This window comes from Duganella sp. BJB476 (assembly GCF_003416895.1).
In the GTDB taxonomy this organism is placed as follows: Bacteria; Pseudomonadota; Gammaproteobacteria; order Burkholderiales; family Burkholderiaceae_D; genus Rugamonas.
The window spans coordinates 1,979,922-2,005,207 of the sequence record NZ_QVIO01000001.1; the positions used below are offsets into that span (position 1 = coordinate 1,979,922).

General features: G+C 64.1%; 22 protein-coding genes. 12 read left to right on the forward strand and 10 right to left on the reverse strand.

What is annotated here, in order from left to right:
- The first annotated feature begins 130 nt into the window (after positions 1–130).
- On the forward strand, positions 131–2,461 hold the full coding sequence (locus tag D0T21_RS08660) for a penicillin-binding protein 1A (protein ID WP_116990924.1): 2,331 nt from the start codon (positions 131–133) through the stop codon (positions 2,459–2,461).
- Between the two features lie 100 nt (positions 2,462–2,561).
- Entirely contained in the window at positions 2,562–3,176 is a 615-nt protein-coding gene (locus tag D0T21_RS08665) for a DUF6624 domain-containing protein (RefSeq protein WP_116990925.1), read from the forward strand.
- Between the two features lie 16 nt (positions 3,177–3,192).
- Here D0T21_RS08665 and D0T21_RS08670 read toward each other — a convergent pair whose 3' ends face one another.
- Positions 3,193–3,873 carry a TetR/AcrR family transcriptional regulator gene (locus D0T21_RS08670; protein ID WP_229211385.1) on the reverse strand — a complete coding sequence of 227 codons (681 nt, stop codon included), beginning with the start codon at positions 3,871–3,873 and terminating at the stop codon, positions 3,193–3,195.
- 176 nt (positions 3,874–4,049) lie between these two features.
- Here D0T21_RS08670 and D0T21_RS08675 point away from each other — a divergent pair, with 176 nt between their 5' ends.
- Together D0T21_RS08675 and D0T21_RS08680 are read left to right on the forward strand one after the other, a co-directional pair.
- Positions 4,050–4,964, forward strand: a complete 915-nt coding sequence (locus tag D0T21_RS08675; RefSeq protein ID WP_116990927.1) for a triacylglycerol lipase — start codon at positions 4,050–4,052, stop codon at positions 4,962–4,964.
- A 10-nt stretch (positions 4,965–4,974) separates the two neighbouring features.
- A complete protein-coding gene (locus tag D0T21_RS08680) occupies positions 4,975–5,892 on the forward strand; it encodes a lipase secretion chaperone (protein WP_116991065.1) in 918 nt (305 codons plus the stop codon).
- A gap of 78 nt (positions 5,893–5,970) precedes the next feature.
- Here the strand turns inward: D0T21_RS08680 and D0T21_RS08685 are convergent, their stop codons facing one another.
- Entirely contained in the window at positions 5,971–7,728 is a 1,758-nt protein-coding gene (locus D0T21_RS08685) for a methyl-accepting chemotaxis protein (RefSeq protein ID WP_116990928.1), read from the reverse strand.
- A gap of 165 nt (positions 7,729–7,893) precedes the next feature.
- Here D0T21_RS08685 and D0T21_RS08690 point away from each other — a divergent pair, with 165 nt between their 5' ends.
- The gene (locus tag D0T21_RS08690; protein ID WP_116990929.1) at positions 7,894–8,484 is read left to right on the forward strand and encodes a DUF4337 domain-containing protein; all 591 of its coding nucleotides are present in this window, start codon (positions 7,894–7,896) and stop codon (positions 8,482–8,484) included.
- 16 nt (positions 8,485–8,500) lie between these two features.
- Here the strand turns inward: D0T21_RS08690 and D0T21_RS08695 are convergent, their stop codons facing one another.
- Together D0T21_RS08695 and D0T21_RS08700 are read right to left on the reverse strand one after the other, a co-directional pair.
- Positions 8,501–9,634, reverse strand: a complete 1,134-nt coding sequence (locus tag D0T21_RS08695; protein ID WP_229211386.1) for a GGDEF domain-containing protein — start codon at positions 9,632–9,634, stop codon at positions 8,501–8,503.
- Between the two features lie 120 nt (positions 9,635–9,754).
- A complete protein-coding gene (locus D0T21_RS08700; protein WP_116990931.1) occupies positions 9,755–10,735 on the reverse strand; it encodes a choice-of-anchor A family protein in 981 nt (326 codons plus the stop codon).
- A gap of 199 nt (positions 10,736–10,934) precedes the next feature.
- Between D0T21_RS08700 and D0T21_RS08705 the strand changes: the two genes are divergently transcribed.
- From D0T21_RS08705 to serB, 3 genes are all read left to right on the forward strand, one after another.
- The gene (locus tag D0T21_RS08705; RefSeq protein WP_116990932.1) at positions 10,935–11,873 is read left to right on the forward strand and encodes a 5'-nucleotidase; all 939 of its coding nucleotides are present in this window, start codon (positions 10,935–10,937) and stop codon (positions 11,871–11,873) included.
- Positions 11,874–11,955: 82 nt separating this feature from the next.
- Entirely contained in the window at positions 11,956–15,408 is a 3,453-nt protein-coding gene (gene mfd / locus D0T21_RS08710) for a transcription-repair coupling factor (RefSeq protein ID WP_373886678.1), read from the forward strand.
- 71 nt (positions 15,409–15,479) lie between these two features.
- The gene (serB, locus tag D0T21_RS08715) at positions 15,480–16,322 is read left to right on the forward strand and encodes a phosphoserine phosphatase SerB (protein ID WP_116990934.1); all 843 of its coding nucleotides are present in this window, start codon (positions 15,480–15,482) and stop codon (positions 16,320–16,322) included.
- A gap of 15 nt (positions 16,323–16,337) precedes the next feature.
- Here the strand turns inward: serB and D0T21_RS08720 are convergent, their stop codons facing one another.
- Complete coding sequence (locus tag D0T21_RS08720) at positions 16,338–16,667, reverse strand: DUF3471 domain-containing protein (protein ID WP_116990935.1); 330 nt, start codon at positions 16,665–16,667, stop codon at positions 16,338–16,340.
- A gap of 226 nt (positions 16,668–16,893) precedes the next feature.
- On the opposite strand from D0T21_RS08720, the gene D0T21_RS08725 reads away from it, so the two are divergent.
- Positions 16,894–17,847 carry a retroviral-like aspartic protease family protein gene (locus tag D0T21_RS08725; protein ID WP_116990936.1) on the forward strand — a complete coding sequence of 318 codons (954 nt, stop codon included), beginning with the start codon at positions 16,894–16,896 and terminating at the stop codon, positions 17,845–17,847.
- Here the strand turns inward: D0T21_RS08725 and D0T21_RS08730 are convergent, their stop codons facing one another.
- The 3 genes from D0T21_RS08730 to D0T21_RS08740 all read right to left on the reverse strand — a co-directional run bounded on the left by D0T21_RS08730 (position 17,848) and on the right by D0T21_RS08740 (position 20,262).
- The gene (locus tag D0T21_RS08730) at positions 17,848–18,276 is read right to left on the reverse strand and encodes an N-acetyltransferase (protein WP_116990937.1); all 429 of its coding nucleotides are present in this window, start codon (positions 18,274–18,276) and stop codon (positions 17,848–17,850) included.
- A 30-nt stretch (positions 18,277–18,306) separates the two neighbouring features.
- Positions 18,307–19,698 carry a serine hydrolase gene (locus D0T21_RS08735; protein WP_116994324.1) on the reverse strand — a complete coding sequence of 464 codons (1,392 nt, stop codon included), beginning with the start codon at positions 19,696–19,698 and terminating at the stop codon, positions 18,307–18,309.
- Between the two features lie 81 nt (positions 19,699–19,779).
- The gene (locus D0T21_RS08740) at positions 19,780–20,262 is read right to left on the reverse strand and encodes a low molecular weight protein-tyrosine-phosphatase (RefSeq protein WP_116990939.1); all 483 of its coding nucleotides are present in this window, start codon (positions 20,260–20,262) and stop codon (positions 19,780–19,782) included.
- A gap of 45 nt (positions 20,263–20,307) precedes the next feature.
- Here D0T21_RS08740 and D0T21_RS08745 point away from each other — a divergent pair, with 45 nt between their 5' ends.
- From D0T21_RS08745 to D0T21_RS08755, 3 genes are read left to right on the forward strand one after another with little or no spacing between them, the layout of a single operon-like run.
- Positions 20,308–21,276, forward strand: a complete 969-nt coding sequence (locus D0T21_RS08745) for a GyrI-like domain-containing protein (protein WP_116990940.1) — start codon at positions 20,308–20,310, stop codon at positions 21,274–21,276.
- A gap of 10 nt (positions 21,277–21,286) precedes the next feature.
- Positions 21,287–22,177, forward strand: a complete 891-nt coding sequence (locus D0T21_RS08750; protein ID WP_116990941.1) for an alpha/beta hydrolase — start codon at positions 21,287–21,289, stop codon at positions 22,175–22,177.
- Positions 22,178–22,214: 37 nt separating this feature from the next.
- On the forward strand, positions 22,215–22,997 hold the full coding sequence (locus tag D0T21_RS08755) for an energy transducer TonB (RefSeq protein ID WP_116990942.1): 783 nt from the start codon (positions 22,215–22,217) through the stop codon (positions 22,995–22,997).
- A gap of 57 nt (positions 22,998–23,054) precedes the next feature.
- Here D0T21_RS08755 and hisC read toward each other — a convergent pair whose 3' ends face one another.
- The gene (gene hisC / locus D0T21_RS08760; RefSeq protein ID WP_116990943.1) at positions 23,055–24,119 is read right to left on the reverse strand and encodes a histidinol-phosphate transaminase; all 1,065 of its coding nucleotides are present in this window, start codon (positions 24,117–24,119) and stop codon (positions 23,055–23,057) included.
- The gene (locus D0T21_RS08765) at positions 24,116–25,285 is read right to left on the reverse strand and encodes a cystathionine beta-lyase (RefSeq protein WP_116990944.1); all 1,170 of its coding nucleotides are present in this window, start codon (positions 25,283–25,285) and stop codon (positions 24,116–24,118) included. Before D0T21_RS08765 ends, hisC begins: the two co-directional genes overlap by 4 nt.
- Between the last annotated feature and the right edge of the window lies 1 nt (position 25,286).

Consider the following 25,286-nt stretch of genomic DNA (forward strand, 5'->3'; position numbering starts at 1 on the left):
TACGACAAAATCACCAATAGTCATAGGGGGAAGTGGCCATATTTGCAAAAAAAGCCACTTTTCATTTAAGGGTGTCCAAATTTTTGTTGGTCTATAATCGCGCCTACCGCTGCTACCGTGAGACTACGCCTTGACTGCTTCGCCCATCAATCTGTCCAAATGGCTGACCCGCCGCAACGCCATCCGCGGCTTTATTGTGGCCGGCGTCGCCGCGCTGATCGCCGGCGGCCTGCTGCTGGCCTACATGCTGCTGTACGTCGCGCCCAACCTGCCGTCGCTGGAAGTGATCACCGATTACCGCCCCAAGATCCCGCTGCGCATCTACACCGCCGACAACGCCCTGATCGGCGAATTCGGCGAGGAGCACCGCGACTTCGTGCCGATCAAGGACATCCCGGAGATGATGAAGAAGTCCGTGCTGGCGATCGAGGACAAGCGCTTCTACGAGCATAACGGCATCGACTGGCGCCGCGCGCTGGGCGCGGCGCGCGCCAACCTGGGCGGCGCCATGCGCCAGGGCGGCTCCACCATCACGATGCAGGTGGCGCGCAACTTCTTCCTCACCCGCGAAAAATTCTACGGCCGCAAGCTCAATGAGGTCATGCTGGCGTTTAAGATCGAGGCGGCGCTCAGCAAGGAGCAGATCCTCGAACTGTATATGAACCAGATCTACCTCGGCCAGCGCTCCTTCGGTTTCGGCGCGGCGTCGCAGGTCTACTTCGGCAAATCGCTGAAGAACCTGGACATCGCCGAGATGGCGATGCTGGCCGGCCTGCCGCAAAATCCGGCCCGCCACAACCCGGCCGTCAATCCCAAGCGCGCCAAGCAACGCCAGCGTGTGGTGCTGAAATCGATGCGGGACCTGAACTACATCACCGAAGACCAGTACCAGAAGGCGCTGCACGAAACGCTGCACGTGAGCCATCGCGGCCAGGAGTTCGACACTCACGCCGAGTACGTGGCCGAACTGGCGCGCCAGGTGGTGTACGCCCAATTCAAGGAAGACTCGTACACCAAGGGCATCAGCGTCTACACCACCATCCTCAAGGCCGACCAGAACGCGGCCTACGAATCGGTGCGCCGCAATGTGCTGAACTACGACCAGCGCCACGGCTACCGCGGCCCGGAAGCCTTCATCACGCTGCCGGCCGGCGAGGAAGAGCGCGACGACGCCATCGAGGAGGCGCTGCAGCGCCGTCCGGGCAGCGACCGCCTGATCCCGGCCGTGGTGCTGGAAGTGGGCGCCAAGTCGGTCAAGGTGCAGAATCCGTTCGGCGAAGAGATCACCATCAGCGGCGACGGCCTGCGCCTGGCCGCCAGCGCATTGACCGACAAGGCCAAGGACACGGTCCGCCTGCGTCCCGGCGCGGTGATCCGCATCATGCAGGAGAAGAGCGGCTGGAGCATCACGCAGGTGCCGCAGGTGGCGGCGGCGTTCGTGTCCATCGATTCGGTCAGCGGCGGCTATCACGCCATGGTCGGCGGCTTCGACTACAACCTGCAGAAGTTCAACCACGTCACGCAGGCCTGGCGCCAGCCGGGTTCCTCGATCAAGCCGTTCGTGTATTCGGCGGCGCTGGAAAAAGGCTTCTCGCCGGCGACCCTGATCAACGACGTGCCGCTGGACCTGACCGGCGCCGAAACCGGCAACGAAGCGTGGAGCCCGAAAAACGACGACGGCAAATTCGACGGCCCGATCACCATGCGCACCGCGCTGGCCGAATCGAAGAACGTGGCCTCGGTGCGCATCCTGCGCTCGATCACGGTGCCGTACGCGCACAACTACCTGGGCAAGTTCGGCTTCGACCTGGCCAAGCATCCGAAGAACCTGACCATGGCGCTGGGCACCGGCTCGGTCACGCCGGCGCAGCTGGTGGGCGCGTACTCGGTGTTCGCCAACGGCGGCTACACGGTCGAGCCTTACCTGATCGCCAAGATCGTCGACGGCAGCGGCAAGATCATTTCCGAGGCCAAGCCGCGCACCACGCTGCCGGACGACGCCCGCGTCATCGATCCGCGCAACGCCTTCGTCACCGACGGCATGCTGCGCCAGGTCACGCGCACCGGCACCGGCGCCGCCGTGGCCCGCCTGGGCCGCCCTGACCTGGCCGGCAAGACCGGCACCTCCAGCGACGCGGTCGATGGCTGGTTCGCCGGCTACGGCGGCGGCATCGTGGCGGTATCGTGGATGGGTTACGACGATTCGAAATCGTTGGGCGGCAAGGAGTTCGGCTCCAGCGTGGCGCTGCCGATCTGGATCGACTACATGAAGGTGGCGCTGCAAAACCGTCCGGCACTGGAACGCCAGGTTCCGGCCGGGTTGACGCAGGTGGACGGCGAGTGGCTGTACGACGAGTTCACCGGCGACGCCGCGCGCCATACGCTGGACATGGACGACGTGGCGCCGGGCGCGGAGAACGTGGCGCCGCAGCTGGCCGGCACGCCGCCGCCTGGGCAGTGACGTAGTGAGTTTGCGTCACGCGAGACTAGCTTTGCTTGCATTGTTATGTGGGCTGCTGGTCCTGCCCGCTCGTGGCGCCGAACCTGCGGATCATGAAGCAATGCCCTGCCCCGGCGCCATCGCCTGGAACGAGGCGCACCCAGAGCAATCCGACGCGGCGATGGCGCAGCGCGACGCCGCGCGGCAGTTCGGCGACCCGGCCTTGCGCACCGAACTGGCGGAGCGCTACACGCGCGACCAGGACGCGCGCATCGCCTGGCTCGCAGCCCCTTCCAACGCAGGCTTGCGGCGGCGCGTCGGCGAAATCGATGCAGACAACGTCGCCTGGCTATCCAAAATGGTACGCGGCAAAGGCTTCCCGACCGCTGCGCAAGTGGGGGAACAGGGCGTGCTCCATGTGTGGCTGCTGGTGCAGCACGCGGACCGTGAACCGAAATTTCAGGCCGCTCTCTTGCCGATGCTGGAACAACGCCATGCCGAAGGTGAGCTCAGTGGCATGAACCTGTCACGCTCCGTCGATCGCGTCCTGGTCGCGCAAGGCAAGGCCCAACGCTACGGCACGCAATTCCCAACGGAGGCATGGGCCAGCGGCCATTTCGGCCTGCCTGACGAAGCTCGCGTGCGCGAGGTGGACCAGCACAGGCAAGAGCTGGGGATCATGCCGCTGGCCGATTATGTTTGCATGATGAGCCATGCGCGCAGGCCACGGCCATGATGGGGATGCAACTAGGTCAGGAAGCCAGGTAGCCGCGCATCATGCGCACGGCGCTATCTGCAAACTGGTCCGGGCTGACGTCGGCAGCCCGGTACTTCCAACGTTTCACATACCAGTCCTGGAACATCGCCATGATGTGCGCGGCCTGCAGCTCCGGGCTGCCGGCGGGACGCTGCGGCAGCTGGGCGATCACGCCGGCGAACAAGGCCTGCACATGCAGCTCCGATTCCTTGGCGGTGGTGCGCTGCGCCGATTGCAGCACGCGCGAATCCATGAAGACGAAATAAAACCACGGCTGCAAAATCTCGGACACGTAGATCGAGGCCCGCACCAGCGCTTCCAGCTTGTCGAGCGGCTCGGTGACGTCGTCGAACAGGCGCGGCATCTCCTGGGTGGCGTGGCGCACCACGTCCTCGATCATCTCCGCCAGTTGGTCCTTGTTGCTGATGTAGCCGTACAAGCCGCCCATCGACAGTCCGGTCTCCTGGCACAGGTCGCGCAGATTCATGGCGCGGAAGCCGACGTCGTTGGCCAGCTTGAAGGTGGCCCGAAAAATCCTCTCCAGGTTTTCCAACGCCGGCTTGCGGCGCTTGACGGTGATGCGTTCAGCGTTGTGGTCGAGCAGATACGCCCAGATATTGACGCCATCCAGCGGCGTCATCGCCTGAAATTGTTGGAAGTCGAATCGCGACGGCAAGGTAGTCTCTTTATTTGAGTTTTGGTCTCGATTATAGCCCAGGAAAACAACTGGGATCAGCGGCCCTTCAGATTGGCTCCCAAGGCCTAGCGTGCGGACTGCAAGGCCAGCGGCCCAGTGCTACATTTTGATGACCGGGGAAATACCCGGACCTCAAAATATAATCGGAGACTTCAATGACAAAACGCTTCTGGAAGTACCTCGCGGTCTGCCTGATCGCCCTGACCTCCCTGCCCGCGCCGTCCTGGGCGACAGGCTACACGCAAACCAAATATCCGATCGTGCTGGTGCACGGCCTGTTCGGCTTCGACAACATCGGCCCGGTCGACTACTTCTACGGCATCGCTTCGGCGCTGCGCAGCGGCGGCGCCAATGTGTATGTGACGTCGGTGTCGGCCGCCAACAGCACCGAGGTGCGCGGCGAGCAGTTGCTGGTGCAGGTCAAGCAGATCCTGGCCGCCACCGGCGCTTCCAAGGTCAACCTGATCGGCCATAGCCACGGCGGCCCCACGGCGCGGTATGTGGCGTCGGTGCGGCCGGACCTGGTGGCTTCGGTCAGCAGCGTCGGTGGCGTCAACAAGGGTTCCAGGGTGGCCGATGTGCTGATCGGCGCGGTGCCGGACGTGACCTACAGCCTGGCCAACGCGGTGTCAGGCTTGATCAGCTTCCTGTCGGGCAGCCCGACCTTGCCGCAGAACGCGCGCGCGGCCGCCACCTCGCTGAGCACCGCCGGCACGCTGGCCTTCAACAGCAGCCATCCTGAAGGCGTGCCGACGTCGGCCTGCGGCGAGGGCGACTACCAGGTGCGCGGCGTGTACTACTTCTCGTGGAGCGGCGCGCAGCCCTACACCAACCTGCTGGACGCCAGCGATCCGGTGCTGGCCCTGACGGCGATCGCCTTCAACGGCGCCAAGAACGATGGCCTGGTCAGCAGCTGCTCCAGCCACTTGGGCCGCGTGATCCGCGACGATTACGCGATGAACCATCTGGACGAAGTCAATCAGCTGGTGGGCATCACCAACCTGTTCGAGACCAGCCCGGTGACCATCTTCCGCCAGCAGGCCAATCGCCTGCAGGGACTGGGACTGTAAGGAGCGCATGATGAGCACAAACGCAAAACTGCTGCGCTTCGGCGCGCTGGCCGTTGTTGTCGGCGCCGGCCTGTATCTGGCGCTGCCGCGCAGCGAGGCGCCGCGCGCCAGCGCCGCCGATCCAAACTATTTTGCGTTTGTGCCATCGATGATCGGCACGCGGCCCGACGGCGACGTGCGCCAGACGGCGGCGGACAAGCTGACCGTCAACGCGGAGCTGGCCTACCTGTTCGACTACTATCTGGCGGGACTGGGCGAGAAGCCGCTGGAGGCGATCCGCGTGGAGATAGGCCGTGAACTGGATCGCCGCCTGAGCGCCGCGCCGGCGGCCGAGGCCAAGCGCCTGCTGGACGCCTACCTGGCCTACAAGCGCGCGCTGGTCGATGTGGAACGCGGCTTGCCGGCCACGCCGGATCTGGCGCAGGGTGCGCGTCGGCGGCTGGAGGCCATGCAGCGCCTGCGCCGTTCGTATTTCAGCGACGCCGAAGCCGAGGGACTGTTCAGCGCCAGCGACGCTTACGATCTGGACGCGGTGGCACGGCTGGAGATCAACGCCGACAAGAGCTTGACCGATGCGCAGCGCAAGGAACGCATCGCAGCGCTGGATGCGCGCTTGCCGCAACAGCTGCGCGACGAGCGCGATGCACCGGCCAAGGTGTTGAAACTTGAGGAAGTGGTGGCGAAGGCTCGCGAGCAAGGCATGGGCGACAACGAGATCTACCGCATGCGCGCCGCTGCGCTGTCGCCCGAAGCGGCGGCCCGCCTGGCCGACGTCGACCGCGAAGAAGCGGACTGGCACAGCCGCATCGCCAGCTATCTGGCACAACGCCAGCAACTGGCCGGCGCCTCCGATCCAGCAGCGCTGCAGAAACTGCGCGACGCCATTTTTTCCGCCGACGAACAGAAGCGCCTTGCGGCCTACGAGTAATTTCAGTTCAAAGTTAAAAAAAGCGGCCCGAAGGCCGCTTGACTTTGCTGCTGCGCCAGATAGTGGCTTACTTTATTGTTAGAACTCTTCCCAGTCGTCGCCCGCCACTGTGGCCGCCTGGCGCGCCGGTGCCTTGACCGCCGCGGCCTTCAACGCCGGGCGCGCGGCCGGCGCCGCGACGGCAACCCGCGCAGGCGCGGCCGCCACGCGGATCTGCCGCCGCGCCATCGCCTGCGGACGTGGCGCCGCTACCTGGTCCAACCTGAACACGCTGACCACCTCCGCCAGCGCCGCCGCCTGCTCCTGCAGCGAGGCCGCCGCCGCTGCCGCTTCTTCCACCAGCGCCGCATTCTGCTGCGTCACCGTGTCCATCTGGCCCACCGCCATGTTGATCTGGTCGATGCCCACGCTCTGCTCCTGTGTCGCCAGCGTGATCTCACCCATGATGTCGGTCACGCGCTGCACGCTGGAGACGATTTCGCCCATCGTCGCCCCGGCCTCCGCCACCAGCTTGCTGCCGGCGCCGACCTTGTCGACCGAATCGCCGATCAATTCCTTGATCTCCTTGGCCGCCGTGGCCGAACGCTGCGCCAGGTTGCGCACTTCCGACGCCACCACCGCAAAACCGCGCCCCTGCTCGCCCGCCCGCGCCGCTTCCACCGCCGCGTTCAACGCCAGGATATTGGTCTGGAACGCGATGCCGTCGATCACGCTGATGATGTCGACGATCTTGGACGACGATGCGTTGATCGACTCCATCGTATCCACCACGCGCGACACCACGTCGCCGCCGCGCACCGCCACGCCGGACGCCGACGCCGCCAGCTGGTTGGCCTGGCGCGCGTTGTCGGCGTTCTGCCGCACCGTCGACGTCAGTTCCTCCATCGACGACGCGGTCTCCTCCAGCGAACTGGCCTGCTCCTCGGTGCGCGAGGACAGATCCAGGTTGCCGCTGGCGATCTGGGTCGATGCCGCCGCGATCGTCTCCGTCCCGCCGCGCACCTGGCCGACGATGCGTATCAGGCTGGTGTTCATGTCCTTCAGCGCCTGCAGCAGCTGGCCAGTTTCCTCGGTGGTCTCGACCTCGATCCGGCTGGTCAGGTCGCCCGACGCCACCGTCTGCGCCACGCGCACCGCCTCATTGATCGGCGTGGTGATCGCCCCGGTGATGTAGGCTGCGCAGCCGATCGCCACCAACGCCGCGATCACGCCCGACGCCACCATCGCCCATTCGGCACGCGAGATCGCCGCCGCGCCCTCTTGCACGCTGGTGGCCGCGATATCCTCGTTCAGTTTTTCGATCTTCATCAGCGTCGCCTCGGCCTTCAGGAACAAGGGCCGCGACAGCTGATACTGCGCATAGAAATCGACAAACAAATCCTTCTGCTTTTGCTCGTCCTTGTTGCCGGCCATGGCGCCGACGATGGAGCCGATCTTGTCGTCCACCGTTTTCCACGGGGCCCATTCGCCGGTGAACTGCTTCCACAGCACCTCTTCCTCGGCCGTTTGCGGCAGCGGCTCGTAGCGCTTCCAGCCGCGATCGATGTTGGCCCAGGCCTTCCTGCGCAGCTCCTGCGCTTCGCTGAATTTGTCCTGCGAGTGATAGTCGTTTTCGTAGACCGCCGTGTACAGCGTGGCCGCCGCCACCGCGGTCTGGCCTTCGCTCATCGCCAGCAAACCCTGGATCGACGGCAGCCGCACCACGCCGATTTCGTTGACGGCGCCGCCCACCTTGACGATGCCCGTGTAGCCTGCCGCGCCCACCACCAGCAGCGCAACCATCATGATCGCCACCAGCACGGCGAGCTTCCACTTGATGAGTAAATTCCTGAACATCCCGTCCCCTTGAAGTGGTTAAATCGGAGAGAGAATCTGTGACAATTCCCTTCAGGCCCAATATGCTGCCCGTGCATGGCAGCGTCAATCAGATTCTTTCAGTCTGTGGTGCGGCGCTCACAGTTGTAGGTTAAGCTTGCGGTTTTTATACCTCCCCCAGCGAACATGGAACCACTAGACATCGTCGAAACCCAGAACGACACCCCCGCCACCGGCCGCAAACTCAATGCCACCGTCGCCATCACCGTCGCGCTGCTGGCCACCTTCATGGGCATCTGCAAGGTCAAGGACGACAACATCAACCAGAGCATGCAGCAGGCGCAGGCCAACCGGGTCGACCACTGGGCCTTCTACCAGGCCCGCAACGTGCGCGAGGAAGTCGCCAAATCGACCGTGGTGCAGCTGCGCCTTGCCGCAACGGGCAAGCCGGCGGCCGAGCAGGCGGCGTATCAGGAAGCGATCAAGCAGTACGAGAAAGTGGCGCAGGACCAGGACAGCAAGAAGGCCGAAGCCAAGGCACAGGCCGAGCAGGACCAGAAAACCTACGACGCCGCCAACTTCAAGGACGACCAGTTCGACCTGTCGGACGCGCTGCTGGCGATCGCCATCTCGCTACTGGCCATCACCGCGCTGACCCAGTTGTGGGCGCTGTACTTCACGGCGCTGGTGCCGACCGCGTTCGGCGTGTTGATGGGCCTGTCGGGCCTGGCCGGCTGGGGCCTGCACCCGGATGCGCTGATCACCCTGCTGTCCTGAGGCCGGCGGCCGGCTTTCAACCGCCGATCACGCGGTTGCGGCCGGCGCGCTTGGCTTCGTACATGGCGGCGTCGCCGGCGGAGATCAGGCCGATCAAGTCATAGCCGTGCTGGTCCGACGAGACCACGCCGACACTGGCGGTATAGCGCACCGACAGCGCATCGATCTCCACCAGTTCCAGCTCGATGCGCGCGCGCAGGCGCTCGGCCACCTTGGTCGCGGACGGCAGATCCGAGCCGTCCAGCACCAGCACGAACTCTTCGCCGCCGAAGCGCGCCAGCAAGTCGTAGGGCCGCAACTCCAGTTTGAGTATCCCCGCCAGATGGCGCAGCACCTCGTCGCCGACCGGATGGCCGTAGGTATCGTTGATGGTCTTGAAGAAGTCGACGTCGATCATGATCACGGCCAAGCTGCGGCGCCCGCGCTGCGCGCGCAGGGCAACCCGCTTGCCGTGGATTTCCAGGCCGGCCCGGTTCAGCGCCCCGGTCAGCGCATCGAGCGTGGACAGGCGCCGCAGCCGTTCGGCATAGCGCCACATCACCATCAGGATCAGGCCGAACGCGATGCAGACCTGAGCCAGCGGTATCACCAGCATGCTCACCCCCATCACCAGTGAGCTCGGCACATCGGCCGGATCGCCATGGAACAGCATGTGCACGCCGCGCACGAACAAGGCCAGGCCCAGCACCGAAAAGCCGATCACGCTGATGATGATGCCGCGCCAGCCGCCGTGGCGCGCGATGGTGACCGCGCACAGCCAGTTCAACAGCGCAAAATAGAAACCGCTGAAGCACAGCCGCGCCCGCAGGCTGGGCATGATCAGGCTGAAGTAGGTGGAGACCAGCAGCGCCAGCACGGTGATGACGGCCACGCCGCGCCAGCTCAGCGTATCGGAGCAATGCACGCGCAGGCCGCGCAGCACCAGCCCCAGGCCGAAAGCCATCACGCCGTAGCCGACCACCATGTTCAGGATGACCGGCAGGCCATCGAGATTGGCCATGGCCAGGCCGACCGAGACCACCAGATTGCCCAGCGCCCACCAGCGCAATTCGGGCGGGCTGCCGGTGTAGCAGGCGGAGGCGACCAGCAGCGCCGTCGTCAGCAGTGTGACGCAGACCTGTACCAACAATAGAGTGTCGAGATTGAGCACGCCGGATTCCGCCTTGTGGATGCCTCAATGTATCCCAGCGCACGGCCAGTGGCAATCGTCCATGCAAGAAAGAAACAAAAAAAGCTGCCGAGGCAGCTTTTTTCGCGACGCCGGCCGGTATCAGGCCTGGCGACGGCGGCGCGCGACCACGCCCATCAGCGCCAGGCCGCCCAGCAGCATGGCATAGGTTTCCGGCTCCGGCACCGGGGTGGCGACGTAGCCCTTGAACGGCTCGTAGCCGATCTCGACCGCGCTGGTGATGGATTTGGCGACGATGCTGCCTTCCAGGTGGCCGGTGCCGGACAACACGGCGTCGTTGGCCAGCACCGAGCCCCAGACGAAGGTACTGACCTTGACCACGTTAGCGTCGTTCAGGTTGAACAGCACGTTGGCGCGCAGGTGCTCCAGCAGGCCATCCTGGCCGCCGCCGAAGACCACGTCGCCGGTGCCGGTCACGTTGATGACCACGGTGGCGCCGTCTTTCACGTTGCTCAGCGTCAGATTGCTCAGGTTACGGGTGTTGACGTTGAACACTTGCAGGCCGACGGTGTTGTTGCCTACCAGCTCGATGCCGCCGTTGGCGAAGTTGACCGTGCCGTTGCCGGCCTGGCTGTTCAGCGTGCTCGACAGGCCGGTCAGCTGGGTCTTGGCCGCGCCGAAATCGGTGTAGGTCGAAATATTGGCCTTGTTCAGCGTCAGGTAGGACGACGAGGTGTTCACGCCGCCGTACACGCCGTAGCCGTTGTAATTCTTGGTGTATTCGGTGATCGGGCCGATCGAGGCATTGGTGTTCACATTGGTCAGCGGCGCGGCGTAGATGTCGCCGCCGCTCAGCTTGACGTTGCCGCCAACCACCACGCTCGGCGCGGTGACGCCGAACGGGGTGCGGTAGCCGATCGATGCGCCCGAGGTGTTGACGTTGCCGCCGACGGCCAGGCGGCCTTCGATATCGGTGAAGTTGCTGGCATTGCCGTAGAAATAGGCGCTGTAGTCCGACGCCGGACCCAGGTTGAAACTAGGCGCGGCGGCCTGGGCGCTGCACAGGGCAGCCGCGCCCAGCACCAGCGGCAAAATGCGATGCATCAGAGTGGAAATAGTCATGGTATGTAATTGGTATGTTCGTTAGGAAACAGGAAAAACCCGCAAGCAAGGGCTGAATTATATCCAGTTAACAACAAGAATAACATTATTGATAAGAAAAATATTTATACTATATGACCAATTACATACCAATAATATGCCGCACGCTATGCGGGCGTATCGGGTAAAGTGATGCTTATAGCAATCCACCGACTAGACCATGGCCTACCCTATCGAGCACAAACTGGTGATCGGCATCGCCTCCAGCGCGCTGTTTGACCTGACCGAATCGCACAAGATCTACCTGGAAGGCGGCGCCGAGGAGTACCGCAAGTACCAGGAACAGCATATCGACGTCATCCTGGGCAAGGGCGTGGCCTTCCCCTTCATCCGGCGCTTCCTCAACATCAACAAGCACTACGCGCAATCGGCGCCGGTGGAAGTGGTGCTGATGTCGCGCAACTCGCCGGAAACCGGGCTGCGGGTGATGAATTCCATCGCCCACTACGGGCTGGACATCTCGCGCGCCTGCTTCGTCACCGGCAAATCGCCGTACAGTTACCTGCCGGCCTTCAATACCTCTTTGTTCCTGAGCGCCAACGAGGAGGACGTCCGCAACGCGCTGGAAGCCAATTACCCGGCCGGCCTGGTGCTGCCCTCGCGCACCGAGGACGATGACGACGAGGAATTGCGGGTCGCTTTCGACTTCGACGGCGTGATCGCCGACGATGAATCGGAGACCGTCTTCAAGCGCAACAACGATGTCGACGAGTTCCATGCGCACGAGCGCGAGCGGGTCGCCATCCCGCACCAGCCCGGCCCGCTGGCCGACCTGTTCCAGAAACTGTCGCTGATGCAGCGGCTGGAGGAGCGGGCCCAGCGCCGCGATCCGTCGTACAAGCGCATCCTTCGCATCGCCATCATCACGGCCCGCAGCGCGCCGTCGCACGAGCGCGTGGTCACCACGCTGAAGAGCTGGGGCGTGTCCGCCAACGAGACGTTTTTCCTGGGCGGCATGGAAAAATCCCGGGTGCTGGGCATCTTCAAGCCGCATATCTTCTTCGACGACCAACTCAGTCACCTGAAGTCGGCCGGCGGCAATATACCGATGGTCCATGTGCCCTTCGGCATAGCCAACCGGCCACCCAAGCCGGCGTGAGCGGAGCGCGGCGGCACGACGGTGCTTCGTCTATAATGTCGGCAGCGGCATTGCCACTCTGGCGACGCGCCTTTAACAGTGAATGTGTGTTGTGTCCCTGGTCTTAAAAAACTCCCTACCAAAACCCGGCACCCGCTTCGCCCTGCCTGCGCTGCACGGCTCGTCGGACGCCTACGCATTGGCGCTTACCGCGCTCGAACTCAAATCCCAGGGCCAGATGCTGGCCGTGATCGTCGCCAACGCCAGCGACGGCCAGCGCCTGCTGGACGAGATCCCATGGTTCGGCGGCGACCAGCTGCGCTGCCATCTGCTGCCGGACTGGGAAACCCTGCCCTACGACGCCTTCTCGCCGCACCAGGACCTGGTGTCCGAGCGCCTGGCCACGCTGCACGAAATCTCCAGCGGCCAGTGCGACGTGATGCTGGTGCCGGCCACCACGGCGCTGGTGCGCATGGCGCCGCCGTCCTTCCTGGCGGCCTACACCTTCTTCTTCAAAAAGGGCGAGTCGCTCGATGAAGCGCGCCTGAAAGCGCAGCTGACGCTGGCCGGCTACACCCACGTGGCGCAGGTGATGTCGCCCGGCGAATACTCGGTGCGCGGCGGCCTGATCGACCTGTTCCCGATGGGCTCCGCCCTGCCCTACCGGCTCGACCTGTTCGGCGACACCATCGAAACCATCCGCACCTTCGACGCCGACACCCAGCGCTCGCTGTACCCGGTCAGCGAGGTGCGGCTGCTGCCCGGCCGCGAGTTCCCGATGGACGAAGCGGCGCGCACCACCTTCCGCAACCGCTGGCGCGAGCAGTTCGAGGGCGATCCTTCGCGCTCGGTGGTGTACAAGGACATCAAGAGCGGCATCGCCTCCGCCGGTATCGAGTACTACCTGCCGCTGTTCTTCGAAGAGACGGCCACGCTGTTCGACTACCTGCCGCAAGGCGCGGCGCTGGCCCTGGTGGGCGACATCGACGCCGCCATCAAGCGCTTCTGGACCGACACCGGCTCGCGCTACCGCTTCCTGAAGTCCGACCGCGACCGCCCCATCATGGCGCCGGAAGCGCTGTTCCTGTCGGACGAGCAGTTCTTCACGCTGGCCAAGCCCTACGGCCGGCTGGTGATCTCGAAGGATGCCGACAGCGGCGCCTCCGAACTGTCGGCGCCGGTGCCCAACATCGCCGTCAACCGCCACAGCGACGACCCGCTGACCAATCTGCGCGCCTACCTGCTGCCGGCCGGCCGCCGCGTGATGATCTGCGCCGAATCGAACGGCCGCCGCGAAACGCTGCAGCAGTACTTCACCGAATACGACCTGGCGCTGACGCCGGTCGAAGGCTACGAGGGCTTCGCCACCTCCGACGCCAAGCTGATGCTGGGAGTGGCCCCGCTGCACGCCGGCTTCGAGCTGTCGACTCCTGATGAAAATCTGATTTTCATCACCGAGACCGAGCTGTATGCGGGCTCCGGCCGCCGCGTCGGCAAGAAGAAGCAGGAAGCCGTCACCCAGGTCGAATCGATGGTGCGCGACCTGTCGGAGCTGAAGATCGGCGATCCGGTGGTCCACATCAACCACGGTATCGGGCGCTACATGGGCCTGACCAGCATGGACCTGGGTGAAGGCGAAACCGAATTCCTGCACCTGGAATACGCCAAGGACACCAAGCTGTATGTGCCGGTATCGCAGCTGCACGTGATCTCGCGCTACTCCGGCGCCTCGCCGGAAGACGCGCCGCTGCATGCGTTGGGTTCCGGCGCATGGGAGAAAGCCAAGCGCCGCGCCGCCGAACAGGTGCGCGACACCGCCGCCGAGCTGCTCAACCTGTACGCGCGCCGCGCGCTGCGCCAGGGCCACGCGTTCGAATACTCGGCGCACGACTACGAGCGCTTCGCCGACAGCTTCGGCTTCGACGAAACGCCGGACCAGCAGGAAGCGATCAACAACGTCATCAAGGATATGACCTCCGGCAAGCCGATGGACCGGCTGGTGTGCGGCGACGTCGGCTTCGGCAAGACCGAGGTGGCGCTGCGCGCGGCCTTCATCGCCGTCATGGGCGGCAAGCAGGTGGCGATCCTGGCGCCGACCACGCTGCTGGCCGAGCAGCACGCGCAAACCTTCGCCGACCGCTTCGCCGACTGGCCGGTGCGCATCGCCGAAATGTCGCGCTTCCGCACCGGCAAGGAGATCACGCAGGCGATCAAGGGCATGGCCGACGGCACGCTGGACATCGTCATCGGCACTCACAAGCTGCTGTCGGACGACGTCAAGTTCTCCCGCCTCGGTCTGGTCATCATCGACGAGGAACACCGTTTCGGCGTGCGCCAGAAGGAAGCCCTGAAATCGCTGCGCGCCGAAGTCGACGTGCTGACGCTGACCGCCACGCCGATCCCGCGCACGCTGGGCATGGCGCTGGAAGGCCTGCGCGACTTCTCGGTCATCGCCACCGCGCCGCAAAAGCGCCTGGCGATCAAGACCTTCGTGCGCAGCGAAGGCGAATCCATCATCCGCGAAGCCTGCCTGCGCGAATTGAAGCGCGGCGGCCAGGTCTACTTCCTGCACAACGAGGTCGAGACCATCCAGAACCGCATGGCGATGCTGACCGAGCTGCTGCCGGAGGCGCGCATCGCCGTGGCGCACGGCCAGATGCACGAGCGCGACCTGGAAAAGGTGATGCGCGACTTCGTGGCGCAGCGCTACAACATCCTGCTGTGCACCACGATTATCGAAACCGGTATCGACGTGCCGACCGCGAACACCATCATCATGCACCGCGCCGACAAGTTCGGCCTGGCGCAGCTGCACCAGCTGCGCGGCCGGGTCGGCCGTTCGCACCACCAGGCCTACGCCTATCTGCTGGTGACCGACGTGCAGTCGCTGACCAAACAGGCGCAGCGCCGCCTGGACGCGATCCAGCAGATGGAAGAACTGGGCAGCGGTTTCTATCTGGCGATGCACGACCTGGAGATCCGCGGCGCCGGCGAAGTCCTCGGCGACAACCAGTCCGGCGAGATGACCGAGATCGGCTTCCAGCTGTATTCTGACATGCTGAACGAGGCGGTGCGCTCGCTCAAGGCCGGCAAGGAGCCCGACCTGGCTGCGCCGCTGGCCACCACCACCGAGATCAACCTGCACGTGCCGGCGCTGCTGCCGGCCGATTTCTGCGGCGATGTGCACGAGCGGCTGTCTATTTACAAGCGCATGGCCAACTGCAACGTCCAGGACAAGATCGACGACATGCAGGAAGAGATGATCGACCGTTTCGGCAAACTGCCCGACCCCGTCAAGGCCCTGATCGAGACCCACCGGCTGCGCATCGCCGCCAAAACCGTGGGCATCGTCAAGATCGACGCCCATGGCGAAGCGGCCACCTTGCAGTTCATGGCCAAGCCGCCGATCGACCCGATGCGCATCATCGAGCTGATACAGAAGAATCGCCAGATCAAGCTCAATGGCCAGGACAAATTGAAGATCACCGCCGCCATGCCCGACCTGGCGGCACGTGTCGCCCAGATCAAAGGTGCAATCAAACAGTTGACCGCGTGAGCCTTAACCAGTAACTTGGGCGCCTAGCCCAAAAAACGCTATAAGCATTTATGAAGACTGCAAAAAATACTATGAATCTCGTGCTGCAAGGCTTGGACGACTGCAAGGCCAGACTGGAACGCATCGCGGCGCTGACGGCGCCGAAAAACATCACCTGGTTGAACGAACGCGCGCTGCGCTGCGAAGGCATCACCTTCTCGCCGGCGCTGCGCCAGACCATCGAAGTGGCCGCCCAGGCGGCCCAGCTGGACGCCACCTATTCCATCGGCATGCACAAGATGAGCGAATTCAAGCTCGTCGCCATGGACATGGACTCGACGCTGATCACCATCGAATGCATCGACGAAATCGCCGACATGCAGGGCCTCAAGCCGCAGGTGTCCGAGATCACCGAGGCGGCGATGCGCGGCGAGCTCGATTTCGCCGAGAGCCTGAAGCGCCGCGTGGCGCTGCTCGAAGGCCTGGAGGCGTCGGCGCTGGAGCGCGTGTACAACGAGCGCCTGCAACTGTCGCCGGGCGCGGAAACCATGCTCAAGGCGGTGCAGCAGGCCGGCCTGAAAACGCTGCTGGTGTCGGGCGGCTTCACCTTCTTCACCTCGCGTTTGAAAGAGCGCCTGGGCCTGGACTACACCCACGCCAACGAGCTGGAAATCGTCGACGGCCGCCTGACCGGGCGCGTGGTGGGCGGCATCGTCGATGCGGAAGAAAAGCAGCGCACCGTGGAGCGCGTGTGCGCGGAGCTGGGCATCGAACCTTCGCAGGCGATCGTCATGGGCGACGGCGCCAATGATCTGAAGATGATGAGCATCTCCGGCATGTCGGTGGCGTTCCGCGCCAAGCCGGTGGTGCGCGAGCAGGCCAACGTGGCGCTCAACTTCGTCGGCCTGGACGGCATCCTTCCGCTGCTGACCTAGTACGCACGCGCCGGCTCAGTCCTGTCGGCGCGCCACCTGCTCCGGTCCCAGCAGGCGAACACCGGCGACGTTGCCGTTGTCGCGCTGATCGAACTCCACGCGCAGCCCGCCCCAGCGCGTGACGAACACGCTCTTGCCGGCCGGCTCCAACTCGACCGCCGGGCCGTTGTTCATCTGCACAAACAGTTTCTTGCGATGCTGGGTGACCGTCAAGGTCCGGCCGTCGGCCAGATCGTACTGGCCCCTGAACTCCTGCAAGTCAGTCTCCTGCAACGGCTTCTCGACCGCGCCCGCGGCGCCGGGAATGCAGCAGCCCAGCAGTAATGCCCACACAAAAGTACGCATGATATTTCCCATCCAGGTAGATATCGCCATCGCTCACAATGTGGATGGCAATGACTGCACTCTAGACAAAAAAACCACCTTTTGCACGGAACATCCGACAAACGCCGCCGGCCGGCGGATGAACGGTAGTTATGGGGGTGCGAACCAACTGTCAAGCATATCAATATCAAACACAAAAGTTAGCTAAAATGATAACATCGATGTCTGTCAACAGCTTTCTTTATTCATGAACCGCCTCCTCCTTTGCATGCCGCTGCTGCTGGCCGCCCTCTCCAGCCAGGCCGGCGCCGAATGCCGCTACACCGAATTGGCCGCGCTGGGCATCAGTGTGGACGAACGCATTTCCGACACGCCCTACCTGGACGCGCAAATCAACGGCAAGTCCGTGCACATGCTGATCGATACCGGCGCCTTCAAAACCGTGCTGACGCGCGCGGAACTCGACCGCCAGCAAGTCACGCTCACCCGCATCAGCGAGATCATGAGTGGCATTGGAGGACGCGCGCCGATGTTTTCAGCCCGGCCGAAAGAAGTGGTCATCGGTCCTACGCGCTTGCACCAGACCTCTTTCCCTGTCGTCGAAGGTTTCGACTTTCCAGGCTACGGCGGCATCATCGGCGCCGACTACCTGCTGCAGGCCGACCTGGAAATCGCGTTGGCCGACAAGCAGCTCAAGTTCTTCCGCGGCGCCGGCTGCGACGACAAGTCCCTGGCCTACTGGGATGCCAAGGCGCTGGACGTGCCGCTGGAAACGCTGTCCCGCGACGGCCGCGCCATCGTGCCGGTGACGATCAACGGCAGCAAGCTGATGGCCCTGATCGACACCGGCGCCACCATCTCGCTGGTCGACCAGCACACCGCCGAGCGGCTGGGATTCGATCCCGCGTCCGCCGGCACCCGCAAGGGCAACAAGCTGCAAGGCCTTAACGGAAAAACCAGGCAATCGTGGATCACCACGTTCGACAGCTTCGCCATCGGCGAGGAGCAGATCAGTCATCCGCGCATCACGGTCATGGAGTCGGTGGACGGCGATCTCAATGCAAGGGATCACCAGGTGATCTTGGGTCGCGACTTCCTGCTGGCGCACCACGTGCTGTTGTCGACCGGGCAGCGGCGTTTCTATTATTCGTACCTGGGCGGTCCGGTGTTCGCAGCCTCGCATGGAACGGAGCAGCCTTAGTCAGCCTTCCAGCTTCTTGGTCAGCGCATAGCGCGCCCCGCCGGGAGGAAAATCGGCGAGGCGGCTGAACACGGTGTAACCCAGCTTTTCATAGAACGGCAAGGCCTGGAAGCTGAGCGTCTCGACGAAGGCGTTCTGCACGCCGCGCCGCAAGGCTTCGCGTTCCGCGATCGCCATCAACTCGCTGCCGTAGCCCAGGCCGCGCACGCTGTCGTCCAGCCACACCACCTGGATCTGCAGCCATCCAAGATAGGTGGCGCCCAGCAGGCCGCCAACCAGCTTGCCGCCGTCGTCCTTGACGGTGGCGACCAGATAGTTCGGCGTTTCGCCATTGGCCTGCGCGGCGTTGTAGGCGGTCAGGCCCTTGACCAGTGCCTGCATGTCGCCGCCGTCGGGCGTCTCTTCCAGTTTGACGATATGTGCGTTCATCTTCGTATCATTGAGGTTTGGTCGGTCTCTTTATTGGCCGGCAGCCGGGCTGTCATCGGCGGGCGGCGCTTCGTCCACGCGCGGCATGCGCATATTGCGGCCGCCTTGCAGCAGCGTTACCGCCTCCACCTTGCCGGCCGCGTCGCGATGCAGCTCAAGCTGCGCGTCGACCTTGCGCAGGAATAGCTTGTCCGCCGACTCGGCATAAATCGGCAGCGAAGCCTGGCCTTGCAACTGGGTCGTCATGCCGCCGTTGCTGGTGCGCAGCCACAGGCGGCGGCCGTCCGGCATCGTGTAGGTGCCGGCGATGGCCGCCATCTGCTCGGCCGACAAGGCGATATCCTTGCGTTCCGCCGGCATCACATAGGTGACGCCGCGCGCGGTGGCGGTCAGCCCGGCGGTCAGTGATTCGAGCTCACTGCCTTCGACGTTACTGAGCACGATCACGCTGATCTTGTCGGCCATGCGGTAATGCACCTCGGTGGCGAAACCTTCGATGCCGCCGCCGTGGCCCACTTCCTTGCCGCCATCCTTCTGCTGTATGCCCAGGCCGAAACCGTAGCCGGACTGGTAAGGCGTGGTCATCGCCTCCAGCGACGCCGGCGACAGCAGCTTGCCCTCATACAGGCCGCGCTGCCAGCGCAGCAGGTCGCCGGTCGTGGAGTACAGCGCGCCGGCGGCGTGCGGGATGCTCATGTTGATAAAGCCGGCGTTGGTCATGCCCTTCTTGCCGCGCGCATAACCGGCGGCGCGGTTCGGCAGCACATTGGCGTTCCAGTCGTAGCCACTGTCCTTCATGCCGAGCGGCTCGAAGATATTCTGGCGCACGATGGCGTCGTAGGTCTGGCCGCTGACCTTCTCGATCAATGCACCCAGCAGCACATAGCCGGTATTGCTGTAGCTGAAGCGCGAGCCGGATTCAAACTCCAGCGGCTTGTCGCGCACCAGCGCCACCGATTCCTCCGGCTTCTTGGTGAACGGCTCGATCGCCTGGTATTCCTTGGTCGAGGTGAAATTGGCGATGCCCGAAGTGTGGTTCAGCAGTTGGAAAATCGTGACCTTGCTCCACGCGGCAGGCAGGCCGCCGAGGTATTTGCTGACAGGGTCGGAGACGGCCAGCTTGCCGCGCTCCTGCAACAGCAGCACGCTGGCGGCCGTGAACTGCTTGGTCACGGAGCCGAGACGGAATTTGGTGCTCGGCGAATTGGGGATATTCCATTCCAGGTTGGCGGAGCCGTAGCCCTTGTCCAGCAAGACCTGGTCGCCTTTGGCCACCAGCACCGCGCCGGAAAAATGATCCTTGGCGACGGCCTTGTCGACCAGCGCTTCGAGACGTTGCAGATCCTGCGCCTGCACAGCGCCGCCCAGCAGCACGGCCGTGGCCAGGCCCATGGACAGCATCCACTTGCGATGTTGCGACATATTTTTCTCCCGATGCAGATCGCTCTCGATTGGCGATCAACCGCCGTATGCTGCCATCAACTTATCTTTTTCGCAATCGCTTTATTTCACCGACAAGGCGGCGATCAGGCCATCGGACGCGTCTTCGATATAGTCCAGCACCATGTCGAAACCGCGGCCGCCGCCGTAGTAAGGATCGGGCACCACATCGGATGCGCTGTGGCGCGCATGCGCCATGAACAGCCCCAGTTTGTGCCGGTGCTGCGGCGGACAGGCCGCCTCCAGCAGGCGCAGATTATCGTGGTCCATCGCCAGCACATGATCGAAGGTTTCGAAGTCGCTGGCCGCCACCTTGCGCGAGCGCTGCGCCGACAAGTCGTAGCCACGGTTGGCGGCATGCTCCATCGAGCGCGCATCGGGCGGTTCGCCGACATGGTAGCCGTGGGTGCCGGCCGAATCGATGAGAAAGCGATCGGCCAGTCCGGCCGCCTCGACGCGATGGCGGAACACGCCCTCCGCCGTCGGCGAGCGGCAGATATTCCCCATGCAGACAAACAGCACTGAAGTTTTCGCAGTCACACCCACTCCTTATATAATCAACACTGTTGTATTTTATAGATTTTAATACAAATGAGCCTCCCCAACGACCAGTCCCCGCGCGCCGAGTATGCGCGGCGCATGAACCGCGTGCTGAACTACATCGACGCCCATCTGGACCAGCCGTTGGAACTGGCACAGCTGGCCGACGTCGCCAACTTCTCGCGCTTTCACTTTCATCGCATCTTCCAGTCGTGGATGGGTGAAACCCTGGGCGATTACGCGCGCCGCCGCCGGCTGGAAAAGGCCGCCTTCCGCCTGAGCTGCACGCCGCCCGAATCGGTGCTGGAAACGGCGCTGGCCACCGGCTTCGGTTCAGGCGAAGCGTTCGCACGCGCCTTCAAACTCAGGTTCGGCTACACGCCGACCGAGTGGCGGCGCGACACCCAGGAGCGGCTGGCCTCGCAAGCGCTGGGCGGCAGCCGCCGCGCCGAGAGCAATCTGGATCAGGTGTTGAGCAACTACGATCAGACGCCGCAAACCGGCATCGGCGACGATGACATCTCCAACCACGAATCAGGAGATTTCAACATGGACGTTAAAGTGATCGATTTGCCCGCCGCGCGGGTCGCCTATCATCGCCACATCGGCCCTTACGGCCCCGGCATCGGCGCCTTCTGGCGCGGCACGGTATCGCCGTGGATACAGTCGCACGGCCTGGACCAGCATGTGTGCTACGGCGTCAGCTACGACGACCCGAGCATCACACCGCCCGACAAGTGCCGCTACGACGCCTGCGTCACCGTGCCGGAAAGCTTCACCGCCACCGGCTCGGCCGACATCGCCACCCTGCCCGGCGGCCGTTACGCCGTAGCCCACTTCGAAGGCCAGCCCGCCGAGATCAGCGACGCCTGGACCTGGATGACGCGCAACTGGCTGCCCTCCAGCGGCTTGCAGTGCGACGACCGCCCTTGCTTCGAAATGTTCAGGCCCGACCTGGCGATGGATCCAAAGAGCTGTACGATGATCTTCGACATCTGCATTCCCGTTCGACCGCTGTAAGGAGCAAAGCATGGTTCAAGTATGTGGCTGTCGCCTGGTCGACATCGATGACACGGTACAGGGAGCGGTGGTGCCGCTGGCGCTGCTCTATCCCGCCGACGGCGTCGAAGCGGCCGAACACTTCGGTCCATACACCGTGAGCGTCGCCAGGGATGCGTCGCCGGCCGCCGGCGCGCATCCTCTGGTGCTCATCTCGCACGGTAATTCCGGCACGCCGTGGACCTATCGGCAAATGGCAAAGCACCTGGTGCAGGCAGGCTTTGTGGTGGCGCTGCCCGCGCACACAGGCAATACGCGGCATGACAACAGCCTGGCCGGCACCGCCGCCAACCTGGCCAACCGGCCGCGCCATATCACGCTCGCCATCGACGCGGCGTTGTCCGATCCTGTGCTCAAACACCATATCGCCGGCGACGGCGTGGCCGTCATCGGCCATTCGATCGGCGGCTATACGGCGCTGGCGGTGGCCGGCGGCCAGCCCTGGTCCGGGCCACGCGAAAGCAAGGATGGTCAGCCGCAACCGGTGCCGGTGCAGGCCGACGCGCGCGTGCGGGCGCTGGTGCTGCTCAATCCCGCCACGTTCTGGTTCATCGCCGGTTCGCTGCATGCGGTGCGCGTGCCGATCCTGATGCGCACCGGCGAAAAGGACGACATCACGCCAGCCGAACATGCGGAGAAAATCATCGGCGGCGTAGCCGATGCCGCGCTGGTCGAGCACCGCGAGATAGCAGGCGCCGGGCACTTCGCCTTCATGAGCAAGTTCCCGCCGGAGATGACGCGGCCAAACTTCAAACCCTCGCAGGACCCGCCAGGCTTCGACCGCGACACCGTCCAGCCGGAGCTGTTCGCCGACATCACGGCCTTCTTGCTGCGAACGCTGGCTGCAGTCGGCAAAGTGTGATATTTTTCACAATACACACTACACGAGGGGACGCCACATGCAGCAAGAACTGAATTTCCCGCAGTTTGGCCGTAACAGCAACTCTCGTCGTTCCAGTCTGCTGCTGATCGTCGCGCTGCATTTGCTGGTTGCCTGGTTCATGCTGCAAAAGACCGGCAAGATCAGCCTCTTCTTCGTTGCGGCGCCCAGCCGGATCACGCAAGTCTCGATGTTGAGTTCCGGCGCAGGCTCCAGCACCGCATCCGCTGCGGGCATCGCGATCGAGCATATGCCTACGCCAGCGTTGCCCCGATTGGACTTCGGACCAACCTTCACCATCAAGGCGGAAGCCACCACGGAAGACGCAGCGGTCGTACACGCCAGCCCCACCTCACAATCGCAATCGCTACCGCAGGATGCGGCGCACGCGCCTGGCGTGTCAGCGGCTTTGGGCGCTGGCGCTAGCACTGGTTCTGGCGCCGGCACAGCGCAGGGCAAAGGCGCGGGCAGTTCGGCAGGGCCGGATGATTTCGAATCGCTGCCGGCAGCGGTGCTGGCGGTCGAATGCGACACGCCGACCTATCCGTTCGAAGCCAAGCTCAGAGGCCAGGAAGGCACGGCCCGCATGGCCTTGCGGATCGACGCGCAGGGCCTCGTTGCCGAGTCGCGCATCATGAAATCCAGCCGTTCACTGGCGCTGGACCGTGCATCGCGCAACGCCATCGCCCTGTGCCGCTTCGTGCCGCCGATGCAAAATGGCGTGGCGGTAGGCGGCTGGGTATCGCTCAATTACATCTGGAAGCTGCGCGAGATCAGGGGCGTGTTCCGCGATTCACCTTAAGCCGCGTGACGCAACGAGCCTGCCGCCGTTCCAAACTAGCACCTAGGCATCGCTTCCTCACCCCGTTGGCAGTATCGCTTTCAGCGCATCGACCAGTTTCGCGCACTCTTCGTCCGTGCCGATGGAGATGCGCAGGAACTGGTCGATACGCGCCTGCTTGAAGTGGCGCACCAAAATCGCCCTCTCGCGCAAGCCTGCCGCCAGCTGCGCCGCGTCGTGGCCGGGGTGGCGGGTGAAGATGAAATTGGCCGCCGACGGCAGCACCTCGAAGCCCAGCGCCTGCATCTGCGCGGCCAGCCACGCGCGCGTGTCGATGATGGCTTGCGAGGTCTGCTCCATGTAGGCCAGATCGTCCAGCGCAGCCACCGCGCCGGCCTGCGCCACTTGCCCCAGCGGATAACAGTTAAAGCTGTTCTTCACTCGCTCCAGGCCCGCGATCAGGTCGGGATGACCGACGGCATAACCGACCCGCAGTCCGGCCAGCGAGCGCGATTTGGACAGCGTCTGGATCACCAGCAGATTATCGTAGCGGCCCAGCAGCGCGATGGCGCTTTGTCCGCCGAAATCGACATAGGCTTCATCGATCACCACCACCTGGTCGGGATGGGCAGCCAGCAGCGCTTCGATCCGCGCCAGCGGCAGCGCGATGCCGGTCGGCGCGTTCGGATTGGCGATGATGATGGCGCCGCACGGCTGGCGATAATCCTCGACGGCGATCTCGAAGCGCTCGTTCAACGGCACCTGCACCGCCTTGATACCGTACAAGCTGCAATAAGTCGGATAGAAACTGTAGCTGATGTCCGGGCAAAGCAGCGGCAGCTCGTGCTTGAGCAAAGCGTGGAAGGTGTGCGCCAGCACTTCGTCCGAGCTATTGCCGATGAAGACCTGCTCGCGCGCCAGGTCGAAGCGGCGCGCCACAGCGTCCTTCACGACGACGTTGCCGGGGTCGGAGTACTTGCGCAACTGGTCGCCGACGGCCGCCTGCATCGCCGCAATCGCCTTGGGGGACGGGCCGTAGGGATTCTCGTTAGTGTTAAGTTTGACCAGGCCGGGCATCTGCACCTGTTCGCCCGGCGTGTACGGCGTCAGGCCGTGGACCACATCGCTCCAGAAGCGGCTCATGCCAACTCTCCCAGCGCGCGCTCGATATCCGCGATCAAATCGTTGACGTCTTCCAGGCCCACGTTGAAGCGCACCAGTATGCCCTTGTCCGTCCAGCCCTTGCGCATGTGCTGGATCCGGTAAGGCATCACCAGGCTGTTGGCCCCGCCCCAGCTATAGCCGATCTTGAAGAACTTGAGCGCGTCGATGAAGCGGTCGGTCTGCTCCTCGGTATAGCGCTCGTCGAACAGCACGGAGAACAAGCCGCCGGCGCCGCTGAAGTCGCGCTTCCAGATTTCGTGGCCGGGACAATCGGTAAAGGCCGGGTGCAGCACCTTGGTGATTTCCGGGCGCGCCTGCAACCACGCCGCCAGCTTGCGCGCCGCCGCGTCGTGCGCGTCGAAGCGCAAGCGCATGGTCGGCAGGCCGCGCGAGACCAGGTAAGCATCGTCCGCGCCGACGCCCATGCCGAGCCGCATATGCGAAAGGCTGAGCTTTTCGTGCAGCGCGGCGTCGCGCACGATGACGGCGCCCATCAGCACGTCCGATCCGCCGGACTGGTATTTGGTCAGCGCCTGCATGATGATGTCGACGCCAAGCTCGAAGCCACGCAGCGCCAGGCCGGCCGACCAGGTGTTGTCCAGCGCAACCATCACGCCGCGCTCGTGCGCCGCCTTGCAGATGGCCGGCAGGTCCGGCACTTCCATCGACACCGAACCCGGCGCCTCGGTCCAGATCAGCTTTGTATTCGGCTGGATCAGCGCGGCGATGCCTTCGCCGATCAGCGGATCGTAGTAGCGCGCGGTGATGCCGTAGTCGGCCGACAGCCAGCGCCCCAGCTCGCGGTTGGGGTTGTAGACGTTATCGGGCAACAGCACGTCGTCGCCGGATTTGAGCAGCGCGAAGTCGACCATGGCGATCGCCGCCAGGCCGCTCGGCGCCAGCAGGCAGTACTTGCCGTCCTCGATCTCGGCCAGGCGCGCCTCCAGCGTGAAGGTGGTCGGCGTGCCGTGCAGGCCGTAGGTATAGGCGTTCTTCTCTTTCCAGTCGCCCGAACGCATGGCCGCCACGTTCTTGAACAGCACCGTCGAGGCATGGTGGATGGCGCCGGGGAAAGCGGCAAAGCCTTCCGGAGCCTGATAGTCGGTATGAACGAGTGCGGTCTGCGGGGATTTTTTGATGGTCATG